Source organism: Methanoculleus horonobensis (assembly GCF_001602375.1).
In the GTDB taxonomy this organism is placed as follows: domain Archaea; phylum Halobacteriota; class Methanomicrobia; order Methanomicrobiales; family Methanoculleaceae; genus Methanoculleus; species Methanoculleus horonobensis.
Window position 1 is genome coordinate 278775 of sequence record NZ_BCNY01000015.1, and the last position, 15271, is coordinate 294045.

Consider the following 15271-nt stretch of genomic DNA (forward strand, 5'->3'; position numbering starts at 1 on the left):
TGACCCGGATTTCCGGCCGGGTTCCGGGCTGCAGGACGAATGGAGCGATTTGTACAATGAGCGATATAGATCACACCTGTTTTGACACGGCAAAGATCGACAAGATACAGGAACTGCGCGAACGCGGGGTGACGATCTACCCCTACACCTTCGACCGCAGGGATACCGTCACCGAGATCAAGGAGCGGTTCTCCACGATCGAGCACGAGAAGAGCGAGGAGGAGGTCAGCACCGCCGGCCGTGTCTACATCGTCCGCCAGCACGGCAAGACGATCTTCGCGGATATCGGTGACTCGACCGGCAGGATCCAGCTCTACCTTCGCAAGAACGACCTTGGGGAGGAGCAGTTCGACCTCTTCCGCCAGTACGTCGACGCCGGGGATATCATCGGCGTCGTCGGCCACGTCTTTCGGACGAAGATGGGAGAGATCACCGTCTGGGTCGACCGGTTCGAACTCCTGACGAAATCGGTCTGCCCGCTTCCCGAGAAGTTCCACGGGCTCAAGAACGTCGAGACCCGCTACCGGCAGCGTTACCTCGACCTGATCATGAACGAGGAGAGCCGCGAGACCTTCCGGGCGCGGAGCAGGATCATCTCCCTTCTCCGCCAGTTCCTCTTCGAGCGGGACTACCTGGAGTTCGAGACGCCGACCCTGCAGCCGATCTACGGCGGCGCAAACGCCCGGCCGTTCACCACCCACCACAACGCCCTCGACCAGAAACTCTACCTCCGGATCGCGCCGGAACTCTACCTCAAGCGCCTAGTCGTCGGCGGGTTCGAGAAGGTCTTCGAGATCGCGAAGAACTTCAGGAACGAGGATATCGACACCAACCACAACCCCGAGTTCACGATGGTGGAGGTCTACGAGGCCTACCGCGACTACAACGACATGATGAACCTCACCGAGGAGATCCTCTCCCACCTCGCGGAGAAGGTGCTCGGGACGACCACCTGCTCGTTTGCCGGGCACGATCTCGACTTCTCCCGCCCCTGGCGCCGCCTCACGATGGAGGAGGCGGTGCGCGAGTACGCCGGGATCGACTTCCCGGCCATGAGCCTCGAGGAACTCCGCGCCTTCGGCCTTACCCACTGCGTCGAGGGCTGCGAGAGCGCAACGACCCGGGGCGAGTACCTGGTGCTCTTCTTCGAGCACTTCGGCGAGAAGCACCTCATCCAGCCGACGTTCGTCTACGACTTCCCGATCGAGAACTCGCCGCTTGCAAAGAAGCACCGCACGAAGGAAGGGCTGACGGAGCGGTTCGAACTCTTCATCGCCGGGATGGAGATGGCGAACGGCTTCTCGGAGTTAAACGACCCGCTCGACCAGAAGGCCCGACTCGAACTGCAGGACGCAAAACGTCGGAAGGGCGACCTCGAGGCGCAGATGATCGACTACGACTTCATCAACGCGCTCGGCTACGGGATGCCGCCGACGGGCGGGGTCGGCATCGGGATCGACCGCCTGGTGATGCTCCTCACCGGCAAGGACTCGATCAAGGAAGTTCTCCTCTTCCCGCAGATGAAGACCGCCGTTCCCGGGCAGAACGGGGACGGAGCGGAAGAGAGCGGCGGGGAAGAGTGATCCCCCACAATTTTTCGCCATGAACGGACAGAACAGGGCCGCCATCAAACCCGGGATGACGGTGGATATCGTGCTCAAGCGCGACCAGAAGACGGGAAAGCGCACCCGGGGCGTCGTCGCCGAGATCCTGACGAACTCATCGTTTCACCCCCACGGGATCAAGGTCCGGCTCCAGGATGGTCAGGTCGGGCGGGTGCAGGAGATCGTCGGGTAAGGTCAGGCAGCTTTGCGGAGGGCGAACCGGATGACCGTCCCCTCCTCCGGCCGGCCTTCCACCCGGTCGTCCGCCCATATCCCTCCACCATACCGTTCGACGAGCATCCGGCAGATGTAGAGCCCAAGCCCTGCTCCGGCACGCGGCCCCTCCCCACCGCCGGAGCGGGTGAAGAGGCGTTGCTTCATCTCATCGGGGATGCCCGGCCCGGTGTCCTCGACCGAGACCAGCACCTCCTCCCCGCGGTTTTCGACCCGGACGGCGATCTCGACCGCCGGATCGCCGAACTTCACCGCGTTGCCGATGAGGTTCGTGAAGACCTCGGAGAGGAGGTCGTCCGCGACCACCCGGGCGGCCGTCCCCGCATAGGCAATCCGCAGATCGGGGTAGTCCTCGATCTCCGCCCGGATGACCGGGTCGAGAGCGACCGGGCGGAGAACGGCGGCCTCTTCCCGGATCTGCCGGATGGTACTGACGTTTCTGATGATCTCGATACTCTTGTTGAGACTTCTCTGCACCTTCTCGGTGTGGCTCCGCGGTTCGCCCTCGAGCTCTTCCGTGAGGAGGTCGGTGTAGAGTGTGGCGGTGCTGATGGCGTTCTTGATGTCGTGCGTCATGATGTCCAGGTAAAGGTTCGCCCGCTCGGTCGAGTCCTGGAGTTCCGCCGTGCGTGCCGCAACCTGCTCCTCCAGGTGCCCGCTATATTCCCGGATCGTCTCTTCCGATTCCCTGAGGTTCTTCATCCCGGCCTTGAGGGCCGCAACCATCTTGTTGATGCTCCGCTCGAGTTTCATCACCTCGCGGGTTGCCGAGACACGGATCGTGTGGTCGAGGTCTCCCCGGGCAATGACGTCGACGTCGTCGATGATCTCCTCGATAGGCCGCGTGAGACGGCGGGCCACAAGAAAGATGACCGCGCTGCAGAGGACGATGGCGAGAGTTGCAGCGGCAGCACGTTCGACGAGCATCCGGTCGAGCTGATCCTGCACGAGTCCCGTGTCGTACGTCAACTCGACGACGACGCTTGGATCGGACGGATAGTCGGGGTCTTTGAGGTCGACGAAGAGATAGTGGATTCGCGTTTCACGCTCCGCATCCTGCACCTCGTGATCGGTTCGGCCGGGGATGACCGTCCCGGTGACGAACTCCCGCGTTCGGGCATCGGCAGAGCCGTCCGGCATCCCGACGGGGTTGCCGAAGATGTCGTAGACGCGGATCGAGTCGAGATAGGGATTCAGGGCGACGAACTCCTGCGTGCTCTCCTGCGAGCGCAACCGGTTCCGCTCGACCACAAACGCATCCGGGACAAGACCGAGCTCGAGGAGATACCGGTGATCCGGTGTGGGCATATAGGCGAATTTCCGGACCCGCCCGGTTGCGGGCTCGTAGACAACGCGGTCGGGAGAGAATTCGTCCCCGAGACGCATCCGGGTGATCTCGTCATAGAAACCCGGGACGTTCCTGAAATCAAGGCCCTGATCGGGGAGATAAGTCGTGTACTCGATGACACCACTCTCGTTGATGACGTAAAGGTCTATCCTGCCCCCGAGCCGTTCTTTAAGCGCCAGAAGATCCATCCGCGACGGATCGCTCTCCACCCGCTCGTACTCCCGGAGAAAGAGCGAAAACCCTTCCCGCATCCTCTCGTTGAGGGAGTCGTCGAAGAGTTTGAGGCCGGTATCCACGTCCACGATCGATTCTCTGACGCTCTTCTCGGTGACGTCCTGCAGGGTCTCGAGGTCCGAGGTCAGCCTCTCTTCCGCCAGCATGTAGTCGTGGACCGCGAGGAGGCCGATGGCGGTGATGACGATGAGAAGGATGGCTACGATGAGGAGATAGACAAGCGGCCAGTCTTCCGGGTAAGGTATGCGCTCGCTCTTCATGGGTCTCAGTTGTGCCGGGGATGCGTCGGAGCGTTAACCAGTAGACATCACCTCCACAAAACCTTTCGCGATCGGGGCAGGACTGCCGGGCAGGGGACGAGGAGGTAGCGAGTGCTACCCCTCCCAGACCTTCCGGAGCGAGAAGCGAACTGCCGCTCCCTCCTCCGGGTGGCCCTCCACCCGGTCTTCCGCCCGGATCCATCCGCCGTACCGCGTAATAAGCATCCGGCAGATGTAGAGCCCGAGACCCAGGCCGCTCATCTCGTTCTCCCCGCCGCCGAAACGGGTAAAGAGGCGTTGCTTCATCTCGTCGGGGATGCCCGGCCCGGTGTCCTCGACCGAGACCAGGATATCCTCCCCGTGGTCTTCGACCCGGACGGCGATCTCGACCGCCGGATCGCCGAACTTCACCGCGTTGCCGATGAGGTTTGCGAAGACCTCGGAGAGGAGGTCGTCAGCGAGAACCGCAAACGGCTGCCCCTCATATCGGATCCGGGCTGCGGGATGGTTCGCGATCTCTGAACGGATCACACGGTCGAGATCCACCCGCGTCAACGTGCTCTCGCTCTCCACGGCCTGTCGGAACGTGGCGACACATCTGGTTATCGCGGAACTCTGTTCGAGCCGGGAGAGCATCTTCTCGGCCATCTCCCGCCGTTCTCCCTCGAGCGCATCGACGAGAAACCGCGTATACCCGATGGCAATGGTGTTTGCGTTGTTGATGTCGTGGACCATGATGTCCAGGAAGAGGTTTGCCGCACGGTTCGACTCCTCGAGGTCGACGGTCCGTTCCCGAACCAGGTCTTCAAGTCGAGTGCTGTAATCTCGTGCCGTCTCCTTTGAAGCGCGGAGGCGCCGGATGCTCTCTTTGAGCGAGTCGACCATGGCACCGATGCTCTCCTCAAGACGGATGAACTCCGCTCCCGCTGAGATCCGGATCGGGTGATCGAGATCTCCCCGGGCTATGGTATCGACGTCGTCGACGATATCCTGCACCGGGCGGGTTATCTGCCGCGAGACCGGAACCGCAATGCAGCAGGCGACGAGACCGGCGGAGAGTGCTAGGAGAATGTGTGTGAGGAGCATCTGTGTGAGCCGGGCATCGAGAGGAGCGGTGCTATAGGTCAACTCAACGACCCGACTCACGTCCGAGGGGGATCCGGCAGCAGAGATGTCGACAAGGATGTACCGGATGATTCGCCCTGCTGCCGGATCGGCTAGTGTCCGGCTCTGCTTCTCCTCATAGACCGCCCGGGCAACGAGATCGACGGCGGCGGGATCGGCCGGGCTCTCCGACTCGGTCGCGTTGACGAGCCTGCCGTAACAGTCGAAGATCCGGATCTCTTTGAGCGCGGGGTTCAACGGCACCAGATCGTCTTTGAGGGCCAGGTATTTCGGATCGAACCGGTTGGTTTCGACGGAACTGCAGACGAGCCCGAGTTCAAAGAGGTAGCGGTGATCCGGAGAGGGCATGTAGGCATACTTTCTCAACCGCCCGCTCGCCGGCTCCGCCACGATCCGGTCGGCCGTGAACGTGTCACCGAGCCGGATCTCCGTTATCCGGTCGTAAAAGTCGGGCATATGCCTGAAATCAAGGCCCATATCCGGCTGATAGGTCGTGTACTCGATGACACCGGATTCGTTGATGACATAGACGTCCATCCCCTCTCCGAGGTGCTCTTTGATGCCGGCGAGATCCATCTCTTCCGGATCCCCTCCCGCCCGTCTGTATTCTGCCAGAACCGGGACGAACGCCTCCTGCATCTGCCCATCAAGCGTGCAGTCGAAGAGGTTCAGGCCCGCGTCCATAAGGCATAGCGACTGGATGACGCTCCTCTCCGTCTGCTCCCAGAGCCGATTCTCCTCGGCGATCAGGTTCTCCTCGACCTGCCGGTAGTCCAGAGCCGAGATCAGCCCGATCGTCGGGAGCGTGATCAGGATCATGACGAGAACCAGGTGCGTGCTGAATCCACGCAGCCTCCTCCCGCCGGCCGCCGTCACAAGCAACCCTCCTCTCTAACCTTCTGGAGCGTAAACCTGATGGCCGCTCCCTCCTCCGGGCGGCCCTCCACCCGGTCGTCCGCCCATATCCTTCCACCGTAGCGTTCGGCGAGCATCCGGCAGATGTAGAGCCCGAGCCCCGTTCCCGCCGTGCTGTTGGTTCCTCTGACCATCCGTTCAAAGAGGTGCTCCTTTACTGCATCCGGGACACCCGGCCCTGTATCCTCGACCGATACCAGCACCTCCTCCCCGCGGTCTTCGACACGGACGGCGATCTCGACCGCCGGCCCGCCGTGCTTCACCGCATTGCCGATGAGGTTCACGAAGACTTCGGAGAGGAGATCGTCAGCGAGGATGGTGACCGTGGTGCCGGCGTAGGTTATTGGGGCGGGATAACGCTCGATCTCGGCTCTGATAACGGCATCGAGGTCGATCGGACGGAGCAACGGCACGCCCCCCTGAACCTGCTGGATGGTGTTGACGTCGTGGACGATCGCGATACTCTTCGTAAGCCCCTTCCTCGCCTTCTCAAGCAACTCGGCCCCGGGCTCCCCCGCGAGTTCGGCCTGGAGCAGGTCGGCATAGAGGTTTGCGACATTGTTCGCGTTGTTGATGTCGTGTCCCATGATGTCCAGGTAGAGGTTTGCCGCACGATTCGACTCCTCCAGCGCGGCAGTCCGTACCCGAACCTGCTCTTCGAGGACATGGCTGTATCGGACGATCTCTTCCTCCGACTCCCGGGTCTTCCGGATAGTCTCCCTTAAGGATCCGACCATCGCCGAGACGCTCTCCGCAAGGTGTACGAACTCTCTATCTCCGCTCACCCGTATGGGATGATCCAGATCGCCGCAAGCGATGGCATCGGCGTCCTCGATGAGGGTCCGTATCGGCCGCGTCAGGTGGTGCGCGCCGAGAGCCGAGAGAGAGCCGATGCAGAAGAACGCAATGAGCAGGACACCCATGTGCCGGTCGAGCATTCCGGCAAGTTTCGCCTCCGCTCTCCTCGTGGTATAGGTCAGTTCGACGACCAGGCTCATGTCCGATGCGTAATCAAGGTCTGCCATATCGATGAAGACGTAGCGCGTCAGTTCGCCTGCAGTGGCGTTCTCCACCTCAACCACGGTCTTCTCCCGGTAAGCCTGGCGAACCATCTCCAGCCGCCGGCCGTCATCGGGATGCGTCTCGCCGACGATCATCTCCCCGAGACAGTCGAAGATCCGGATCTCGACGACGTCCGGGTTTTCGTCCACAAGTTCCCGGGCGGCCTCCCGGTACTTCAGCGCCGTGCGATACTGCTGAAACTCGGATCCCGCGAGGCCGAGTTCGAAGAGGTAGCGGTGATCCGGAGAGGGCATATACGCGTACTTCCGGAGTTCCCCGGACGATATCCCGCAGACGACCCTGTCGGCAGCAAACGAATCCCCAAGACGGATCTCCGTTATCCGATCGTAAAAATCAGGCATCTGCCTGAAATCGAGGCCGAGGTCGGGAGGATAGGTGGTGTTGACGATGACGCCGTCTTCATCGATGATATAGAGGTCCATCCCGCCCCCGAGTTCCTCCCTGACCCGGAAGAGATCCATCTCTCCCGGATCCCTTCCCGCCCGTTCGTACTCGGCGATAACGAGATCGAACTCATCCTCCATCTCGCGGTCCAACGTCTTGTCAAAGAGTTTCAACCCGGCATCCACCAGATTCACGGCAAGGATAATTCCGGACTCGGTCTGGTTCCGGGACGCTTCGGCATTCGCCTCAAGTTCCTGCCGAACCACCGCCGAGTCGACGACCGAGAGCAGGCAGATGATGGGGGCCGTCGCGAGGAGAATCGCAAGCAAAAGATAGACGCTGAGCGGAAGCGACGGCCGGACGGGACTCTTCGTCTTCATTCACGCATACACTCCGCTCCTCATGCAAAACCACCCCGGGGGACGGGATTAATTTCTTACGGAGAGATATATCTGTAACTATTTAGTTTGAACGATTTTGACGCACCATAAACGATTTTGAAGGAAAACCCGCGATCCGGGAAGATTATTTCGCCAAAGAGCGCCTGGGAGAACTGTAGCGCACTCTCCCGTAAACATCTATCGAGGCTGCTACCTGATCGCCGGACGGACGACTGCGAGTGCAACTCGATGGCGGAAACCAGGCGCGAAAAAAAGAGAATGCGGGACCGGATTGGCCCCAAACGTATCGTGGAACGGTACGGTGATCTTACATCGGGGGCATGCCCATGCCGCCCATGCCGCCGCCCATGGCTGCCATCTCCTCAGGAGAGGGGCCGGCAGACTTGGACGAGGCGATGACGTCGTCGATCCGGAGGATCATGACGGCTGCCTCGGCGGCGCTTGCGATCGCCTGGGTCTTCACCCGCAGGGGTTCGACGACACCGGCTTTGAGCATGTCGCCGGAGGCGGCGTTGAAGACGTCGAGGCCCATGTACTTTCCGTTCTTACCGCCCTTCTCGTGGGAGGCACGCAGCGCAACGAGCATGTCGATCGGGTCGAGGCCCGCGTTCTCGGCAAGCGTCCTCGGGATGATCTCAAGCGCGTTCGCAAACGCCTCGATGGCGAGCTGGGCGCGGCCGCCGACACTTGCGGCGTACTCGCGGAGCCGGAGCGAGAGCTCGATCTCGGGCGCACCGCCGCCGGCGACGAACTTCTTGTCCTCGACGGCAACGCTGACGACCCGGAGCGCGTCCTCGATGGCGCGGTCGAGTTCGTCGACGACGTGCTCGGTGCCGCCGCGGATGATGATCGAGACCGCCTTGGGGTTCTCGCACTCGGTGACGAAGATCATCTCTTCGCCGGAGACCTTCTTCTCCTCGACGCTGCCGGCCTTTCCGAGTTCCTCGGGGGCGATTGCGTCGATGGAGCTGACGACGGCCGCACCGGTGGCACGGGCGAGTTTCTCCATGTCGCTCTTCTTGACACGGCGGACGGCAAAGATGCCGGCCTTGGCAAGATAGTGCTGGGCGATGTCGTCGATGCCCTTCTGGCAGAAGAGGACGTTTGCACCGGAGGCAACGACCTTGTCGACGATGCCCTTGATCATCCGTTCCTCTTCATCGAGGAACATCTGGAGCTGGTCGGGGCTCGTGATGCTGATCTCGGCGTCGACCTCGGTCTTCTTGAACTCGACGGCAGCGTTCAGGAGCAGGATCTTCGCGTTCTTGACGGCACGGGGCATCGCAGGGTGGACACGCTCCTTGTCGATGATCATGCCCTCGACGATCTCGGACTCCTCGATGGATCCGCCGACCTTCTTCTCGACCTTCACGAACTCGGTGTCGACGGTTCCGTCGGCGTCGGCGACCATCGTGATGGCCTTGACGACGAGTTCGGTAAGTTTCTCCTTTGCAGCCTCGGCGCCCTTGCCGGTCATGGCGGTGTCGGCAAGCTTCCTGAGCATCACCATGTCGTCGGGCTTGACGTCGACGGCGATCTCGTCGAGGATATCCTGGGCCCTGTCGGCGGCCATGCGGTAGCCGTGGGCGATGACCGTGGGGTGCACGTCCTGGTCAAGGAGGTCCTCGGCACGCTTCAGGAGCTCGCCCGCGATCACCACAGCGGTCGTGGTACCGTCGCCGACCTCGTCGTCCTGGGTCTTGGCGATCTCGACCATCATCTTCGCGGCGGGGTGCTCGATGTCCATCTCTTTTAAGATGGTCACGCCGTCGTTCGTGATGACGACGTCACCGATGGTGTCGACGAGCATCTTGTCCATGCCTTTGGGTCCAAGCGTAGTCCGTACAGCGCTCGCGACGGCCTTTGCGGCAGCGATGTTGCCCGACTGTGCGTCACGACCGCGGGTACGCTGGCTACCCTCTTTCAGAATAAAGATTGGTTGTCCTCCAAGATTTGCAGACATAGGTATCACCGTTGTTAAGCGATAGAAAGGTAGGTTTGTGGTTCTATATAAACCTATTCACTCATTTATCATATCTATGAGTTCCGAGCCGTCTTCGAGGGAGTGGAGATGTTCTTCTCCGATAAGAAGCGTTTTGCCGATCTTTTTCTGCTTTTTGTAATCGGTGATGACGCACATCGCAAATGTTTTCGTGATCTGCGAGATGTTGCCGATGAGCGAAGCGCGCTTCACGACCTTCTGGGATGTGCCGTACGCCGTCAGGATTGTGTGCTTATCAAAGAGCGCCAGCGCCTGGAACGGGGCCTGCCGCATCGCGTGGATCTCCATCCCGATACGTTCGAGGTTGACCAGAACGTCACCGGGCGTAGATTCGGCGGGCTTCTCGGGCTCGGGAGTACGGTAACCGATCAGCTCGATCGTCTCGACGAGCGGGGCGTTGAAGAACTCTTCGAGCCTGATGGCGACATCGAGCGTGGTACCCATCCCGCCCTCGTACTTGCTTATCGTCCGACGGGAGACCCCGAGGTGCGACGCGAGGTCTCCAAGCGACATCCTGGAGCGCTCCCGCACCTCACGGAGAAGATCGCCCTTGATCTTCACGTAGAGACCGCCGGGGGAGGCATAGACCATCGGCGAGAGCCCTTCGACGAAGTAGTCGTAGAGCGTCTCGGGGCTGAGGGCAAAGAGCCCGTAGCGGATGTAGACGACACCGCGTTCGAGATCCGTATCGCGTGCCCGCTCCCCGACGATGAGGGGGGTGGCCTCCAGGTGCCGGGCGATCTGGTTGAGATCCCAGGCGATATCGGCGCTCACGCTGTCGATGTGAGAGGCGACTTTGATAATGACGAGGTTGTCTCCCTTCTTCGCGATAAGGTCAAAACTCCGCGGACGGATGTTGCATCGCTCCGAGACGTCAAAGTTCGCGAGGAGCATGATGCTGATGACCATCTGAGGGAGGCGATCCTGCGACATAACCCGTAAGAATCGATATAGCCGGAGACGATATAAACTAGAGGGTTATGTGGATCGGGATCGACGACACGGACTCGCCTGCAGGGATGTGTACCACCTACCTCGGTGCGGTCGTGGTGCGGCGTCTCGCGCAGGCGGGGCTCCGTGTCGTCGGCGCCCGCCTGGTCAGGCTGAACCCAAACGTCATCTACAAGACCCGGGGGAACGCGGCGATCGCCATCGAGGCGGACGGCGATCCGGAGACGGCCTTCGCGCTCGCCACCGCGTGCGTCGAAGAACTCGCGGAGTTCGACGACGAAAAGACCAACCCCGGCGTGGTGGTGGCGAGCGTCCGTCCGCCGCCTGACTTCTACTACGCGGCGCTCCGGGACTACTGCACCGTGGACGAGGCCGTCACGGTGCTCGAGGCGGCAGGGGCCCGCTACCGGGGCTACAAGAATCGGCGCGGGCTCATCGGCGCAACGGCGGCTATTGCAAGCGATTTTCTCGACCTGACCTACGAACTCCTCGCCTACCGGAAGCGCCCGGCGTGGGGGACGCCCCGGCAGGTGGACGCGGCGAGCCTCTTTCGCGCCGAGGAGGAGACCTACCCCCACACCTGGGACACGGTCGACCGGGAGAACGGCGTGGTGGTCGGGGTTCCCCATACCCCCGACCCCGTCCTCTTCGGCATTCGGGGGGAGAGCCCGGCATGGGTGAAGGAGGCGCGTTCATACGTGCGCTCGGAAGAGCCTGCCTGCGAGCAGGTCTACGCCACCAACCAGGGAACCGACGCTCACCTGATCCCGGGCTCGATCGCAACCCTCCGGGAGGGGCGGTCGTACCTGGTGCAGGGCACGGTCGCAGAGGCCGCGGCCACCGGGCCCGGCGGCCACGTCTCGTTTCTCCTCGAAGGCTGCGGCGCCGATGTCCGCTGTATGGCCTACGAGCCGACCAAGGGGTTCCGGGGCGTCGTGAGGACGCTCGTCCCGGGGGACGTGGTGGCCGCGGCCGGGAGTTACAAAGGCGGGAGCCTCAACCTCGAGAAGCTCGGCGTCGCCCGTCTCGCCGACGCGGCCCGGATCCGCCCGCCGGTCTGCCCTGCCTGCGGGAAACGGATGACGAGCGCCGGATCCGGCAAAGGCTACAAATGCAGGGTCTGCAGCGAGCGCAGCCGCGAGCCCGAGACCGAGCGGATCGAGCGGCAGCTCGAGCCCGGATGGTATGAGGTGCCCCCCACCGCCCGCCGGCACCTCGCACGACCGCTGGTGCGCGGTGTCCCCGTATGGGAAGAGATCGTGCTCCAATCCGGCCGGGAGTGCGATCCATCCTCCACCACGTCAATTAAATGAGGTTTACAAAAAAAGGTTTATAACGTTTGTGAGTTAACTTACACCCTGGTGATCCCGTGCCGACTATCTGCGGCGAAAGTACGTATGCCCTGACCTCTCCGTCCGCGACGGTGCCACCCCTTGCGGACGGGGTTTTGCGGCAGGCTGTACGGGTTCGCGGCTGAGTATGCACGGAACGAAGACGAAGGTAGCCTTCCGGGCGCCTTTCCGTTTCCGGCCCGAAAGTCCGCTCTCTAGAGAGATTGTCCGGAGATACCGGACCCCGACACGGTGGGACGAGTGGGATCATCCCGTGTCGAATAACCAGTCATCCCCTGTCTGGCAGCGGGGGCCCGACCACCGGACCCCCGCAATATCATGGCATTTTTAGCAGGACACTCCTTTCAGCCGACGGATACTTCCCGGCGGCCCGGCGAAAAGACGATCCATTATCGTGCATGAATGCCAATACCTCGTACAGAAGCTGGTGTAACAGTATCATGACCTTCAAGTACGGGGAAGCGGTTCAGCAGGCACGGGTGTACCCCGGGATGACGGTCGGCGAACTCGTCGACGAACTCGGAAAAGCCGGTGCCTACAACGGAGGATCGTTGTGGCAGGCGGTCAACATCTACGAACGGATGCTCCGCGACGAGAAAGCGCTGAAGTTCTTCGGGCTCTCGGGCGCGATGGTGCCCGGCGGCATGGGAGGCATCGTCGCCGACCTCATCTCGAGAGGGCATATCGACGTGCTCGTCTCGACGGGAGCGAACCTCACCCACGACGTCATCGAGGCGATCGGCTGCCACCACTACCACGGGACCGCTCAGGTCTCCGATACCGAACTCTGCGAGGAGGGGGTAAACCGGATCTACGATATCTTCCTCCCGAACGAGGCGTTCATCCGGTTCGAGGAGTTCCTGCAGGACGTCTACTCCTCCCTCCCGGAAGGCTCGACGGTCTCGATCTCCGATCTCCTCGGCCGGATAGGGAGCAGGCTCGATACCGGGATCCTTTCGGCGGCGGCAAAGGCCGGGGTGCCGGTCTACTGCCCGGCCATCCAGGACTCGATGATCGGGCTGCAGTACTGGCTTTTTGCCCAGACGCACAAGGTCACGGTCAGCGCGTTTGCCGACATGCCCGGGCTCCTCGACCGGTGCTTTGAGGCCGAACGGGCCGGCACCATCCTGGTCGGCGGCGGCGTCCCGAAGAACTACATCCTGCAGAGCAAACTGATGACCGAGACCGGGTTCGATTACGCGGTGCAGCTCACCGGCGACCGGCCGGACCTCGGCGGTCTCTCGGGAGCGACGCTCGACGAGGCCCGGTCGTGGGGCAAACTCACCGGGGAGGCCACCGCCGCAACGGTCTACGGCGATGCGACCATCAACCTGCCGCTCCTGGTTGCGGCAACCCTCGAGAGGCTGGGGTCATGACCGAGCTGATCCTCTCTCTCGACGTCCTCGACCGGAGACAGGCGGTGAAGATCGCGGAGTCGTGTGCACCCCATATCGATGCCATCAAGATCGGCTACCCCCTTGTCCTCTCGACAGGTCTCTCGATCGTCAGCGACCTCGCCGATCTCGCCCTCCCGCTCATCGCCGACTTCAAGGTCGCGGACATCCCGAACACCAACCGCCTCATCTGCGAAGCGGTCTTTGACGCCGGGTTCGACGCCGTCATCGCCCACGGATTCGTGGGAGCCGACGCCGCGAGAACCTGCGTCGAGGTGGCGCACAGCCACAGCGGGGCGGCCTACATCGTCGCCGAGATGAGCCATCCCGGGGCGACCGAGTTCTTCCACGGCGGCGTGGCCGAACACCTCGCGGAACTCGCCGTCTCCTGCCGGGCCGACGGCATCATCGCCCCGGCCACCCGCCCCGAACGGATCGCCCGGCTCCGGGATATCGTCGGGAGCAAGGCGATCTACTCGCCGGGCGTGGGGGCGCAGGGCGGCGACCCCGACGCGGTGGCCCGGCTGGTCGACGGGGTCATCGTGGGAAGGAGCATCTACGAAGCGGAGGACCCGGGCGCCGAAGCCGAACGCTTCTCCCGCATCCGCCGGTGATGAGTTCTCCGTTCCGATCCCCGTCAGGGGAGATGACGAACCCTATGAGTGATCTGAGGCGGATGCGGCCTATCCCGCATCTGAAGGGTTATATATTCTCCCGCAGATACTGGTATCATGAACTGGAGCCCTGAACAACTTAAACTGGCGGAGAAGTATCCGAGCCTCGATAAAATCCCTGCAGGAGAGCGGCGGTACAAGTGCCACACCTGCCACTTCGTCGTGGACGAGAGCCCCTGTCCTCACTGCGGCGAGACGTCGCTTGAGATCATGTGTCCGCTCGACCACTGTGACTGCCACCACTCCATCATCGAGAGCATCGAGTACTGTCCGCTCTGCGGCAAGGCCGTCTGTCCGGAGTGCGGGAGCCACGACGTCGTCCAGATCAGCAGGGTCACCGGTTACCTCCAGGACGTTGCGGGCTGGAACGCGGGCAAGCAGCAGGAACTGAAAGACCGGGTCCGCTACTCTGTCGTATGAGGCATTTCGTCAGGGACGAGACTCTTTTTCTTCGCGGCCGGTTCAGGGCAGCGAGCACCGGGGTTCACGGCGGTATCGCCGATGTCACGACGATCCTGAACCACACGGTGCCCCACGACTTTGAGGACGAACCGGGCCGGCACCTCGAACTTCTTGCCGCCCGGCACGGCGTCTTCCGCGACTACTTCGGCCTCATGACCGCTGTAGGGATGCACCACCTCTGCGTGCTCCAGTATGACTTCGTCACGGTCTTCATCACCGCCGGGGTGACCAACCCGACGGGGAGGGGCGAGAGCGCCGACGCCCCGCACACCATCAATATCATCGTCCACAGCCGGGAGGGGATGGTTGATTCGGCGCTCCTTGAGACGATCGTCACTGCAACAGGGGCGAAGGCCCAGGCACTCCACGACCTCGGCTACGACTTCCCCGGAACCACGACGGACGCGGTCGTCGTCGCCTGCGAACGCGACGTTCCCCGTGTACACACCTACGCCGGAACCCTGACCGAGATCGGGAGCAGGGTTCACGCGGCGATTCTCTACGGCCTCCCGGAGGCCCTCGCGCGGCAGCAGGGCGGGATCCGGCGGAGCGAGCCGTCGTTCTTCATCTACAGCCGCTACGGCGGGGATCACTGGGTGGAGTGGCAGAAGGAGAACTGCCCCTACTACCCCTGCCACTTTCCGGGACAACGGTGCGACTACTGCTACTGTCCCTGCTACCCCTGTGCGGACGAAGAACTCGGCGAGTGGATCGATAGTTCGAACGGCGGCAAGGTCTGGGGGTGCGCCGGCTGTACGCTCCTGCACGTCCCGGGGATTGCAGATTACATGAAAAGGAACCCGGAGGCCGCTCTCGCCGAACTCAAGCGCCTCCGGGAACGATTATAA

The 15271-nt window shown here is 62.3% G+C and carries 12 protein-coding genes; 7 read left to right on the forward strand and 5 right to left on the reverse strand.

Going from position 1 to position 15271, the window contains the following annotated elements:
- Positions 1-56: 56 nt before the first annotated feature.
- Both lysS and MCUHO_RS09035 read left to right on the forward strand, forming a co-directional pair.
- Positions 57-1583 carry a lysine--tRNA ligase gene (gene lysS / locus MCUHO_RS09030; protein WP_067077157.1) on the forward strand — a complete coding sequence of 509 codons (1527 nt, stop codon included), beginning with the start codon at positions 57-59 and terminating at the stop codon, positions 1581-1583.
- A 19-nt stretch (positions 1584-1602) separates the two neighbouring features.
- On the forward strand, positions 1603-1797 hold the full coding sequence (locus MCUHO_RS09035; protein WP_067077161.1) for a YwbE family protein: 195 nt from the start codon (positions 1603-1605) through the stop codon (positions 1795-1797).
- A 2-nt stretch (positions 1798-1799) separates the two neighbouring features.
- Here MCUHO_RS09035 and MCUHO_RS09040 read toward each other — a convergent pair whose 3' ends face one another.
- The 5 genes from MCUHO_RS09040 to MCUHO_RS09060 form a co-directional block, all read right to left on the reverse strand.
- On the reverse strand, positions 1800-3680 hold the full coding sequence (locus tag MCUHO_RS09040; protein WP_067077165.1) for a sensor histidine kinase: 1881 nt from the start codon (positions 3678-3680) through the stop codon (positions 1800-1802).
- 114 nt (positions 3681-3794) lie between these two features.
- On the reverse strand, positions 3795-5681 hold the full coding sequence (locus MCUHO_RS09045) for a sensor histidine kinase (RefSeq protein ID WP_067077169.1): 1887 nt from the start codon (positions 5679-5681) through the stop codon (positions 3795-3797).
- Positions 5678-7567 carry a sensor histidine kinase gene (locus MCUHO_RS09050; protein WP_067077172.1) on the reverse strand — a complete coding sequence of 630 codons (1890 nt, stop codon included), beginning with the start codon at positions 7565-7567 and terminating at the stop codon, positions 5678-5680. The genes MCUHO_RS09045 and MCUHO_RS09050 overlap by 4 nt, the downstream gene beginning before the upstream one ends.
- A gap of 328 nt (positions 7568-7895) precedes the next feature.
- A complete protein-coding gene (gene thsA, locus MCUHO_RS09055) occupies positions 7896-9551 on the reverse strand; it encodes a thermosome subunit alpha (protein WP_067077176.1) in 1656 nt (551 codons plus the stop codon).
- A gap of 57 nt (positions 9552-9608) precedes the next feature.
- Entirely contained in the window at positions 9609-10523 is a 915-nt protein-coding gene (locus tag MCUHO_RS09060) for a transcriptional regulator (protein ID WP_067077180.1), read from the reverse strand.
- A 47-nt stretch (positions 10524-10570) separates the two neighbouring features.
- Here MCUHO_RS09060 and MCUHO_RS09065 point away from each other — a divergent pair, with 47 nt between their 5' ends.
- The 5 genes from MCUHO_RS09065 to MCUHO_RS09085 all read left to right on the forward strand — a co-directional run bounded on the left by MCUHO_RS09065 (position 10571) and on the right by MCUHO_RS09085 (position 15271).
- Complete coding sequence (locus tag MCUHO_RS09065) at positions 10571-11854, forward strand: tRNA(Ile)(2)-agmatinylcytidine synthase (protein ID WP_067077185.1); 1284 nt, start codon at positions 10571-10573, stop codon at positions 11852-11854.
- Positions 11855-12333: 479 nt separating this feature from the next.
- On the forward strand, positions 12334-13269 hold the full coding sequence (locus tag MCUHO_RS09070) for a deoxyhypusine synthase (protein ID WP_067077188.1): 936 nt from the start codon (positions 12334-12336) through the stop codon (positions 13267-13269).
- Entirely contained in the window at positions 13266-13901 is a 636-nt protein-coding gene (pyrF, locus tag MCUHO_RS09075) for an orotidine-5'-phosphate decarboxylase (protein WP_067077192.1), read from the forward strand. The genes MCUHO_RS09070 and pyrF overlap by 4 nt, the downstream gene beginning before the upstream one ends.
- 117 nt (positions 13902-14018) lie before the next feature.
- On the forward strand, positions 14019-14381 hold the full coding sequence (nrdD, locus tag MCUHO_RS09080; RefSeq protein WP_067077195.1) for an anaerobic ribonucleoside-triphosphate reductase: 363 nt from the start codon (positions 14019-14021) through the stop codon (positions 14379-14381).
- Positions 14378-15271 carry an adenosylcobinamide amidohydrolase gene (locus tag MCUHO_RS09085; RefSeq protein WP_067077198.1) on the forward strand — a complete coding sequence of 298 codons (894 nt, stop codon included), beginning with the start codon at positions 14378-14380 and terminating at the stop codon, positions 15269-15271. The genes nrdD and MCUHO_RS09085 overlap by 4 nt, the downstream gene beginning before the upstream one ends.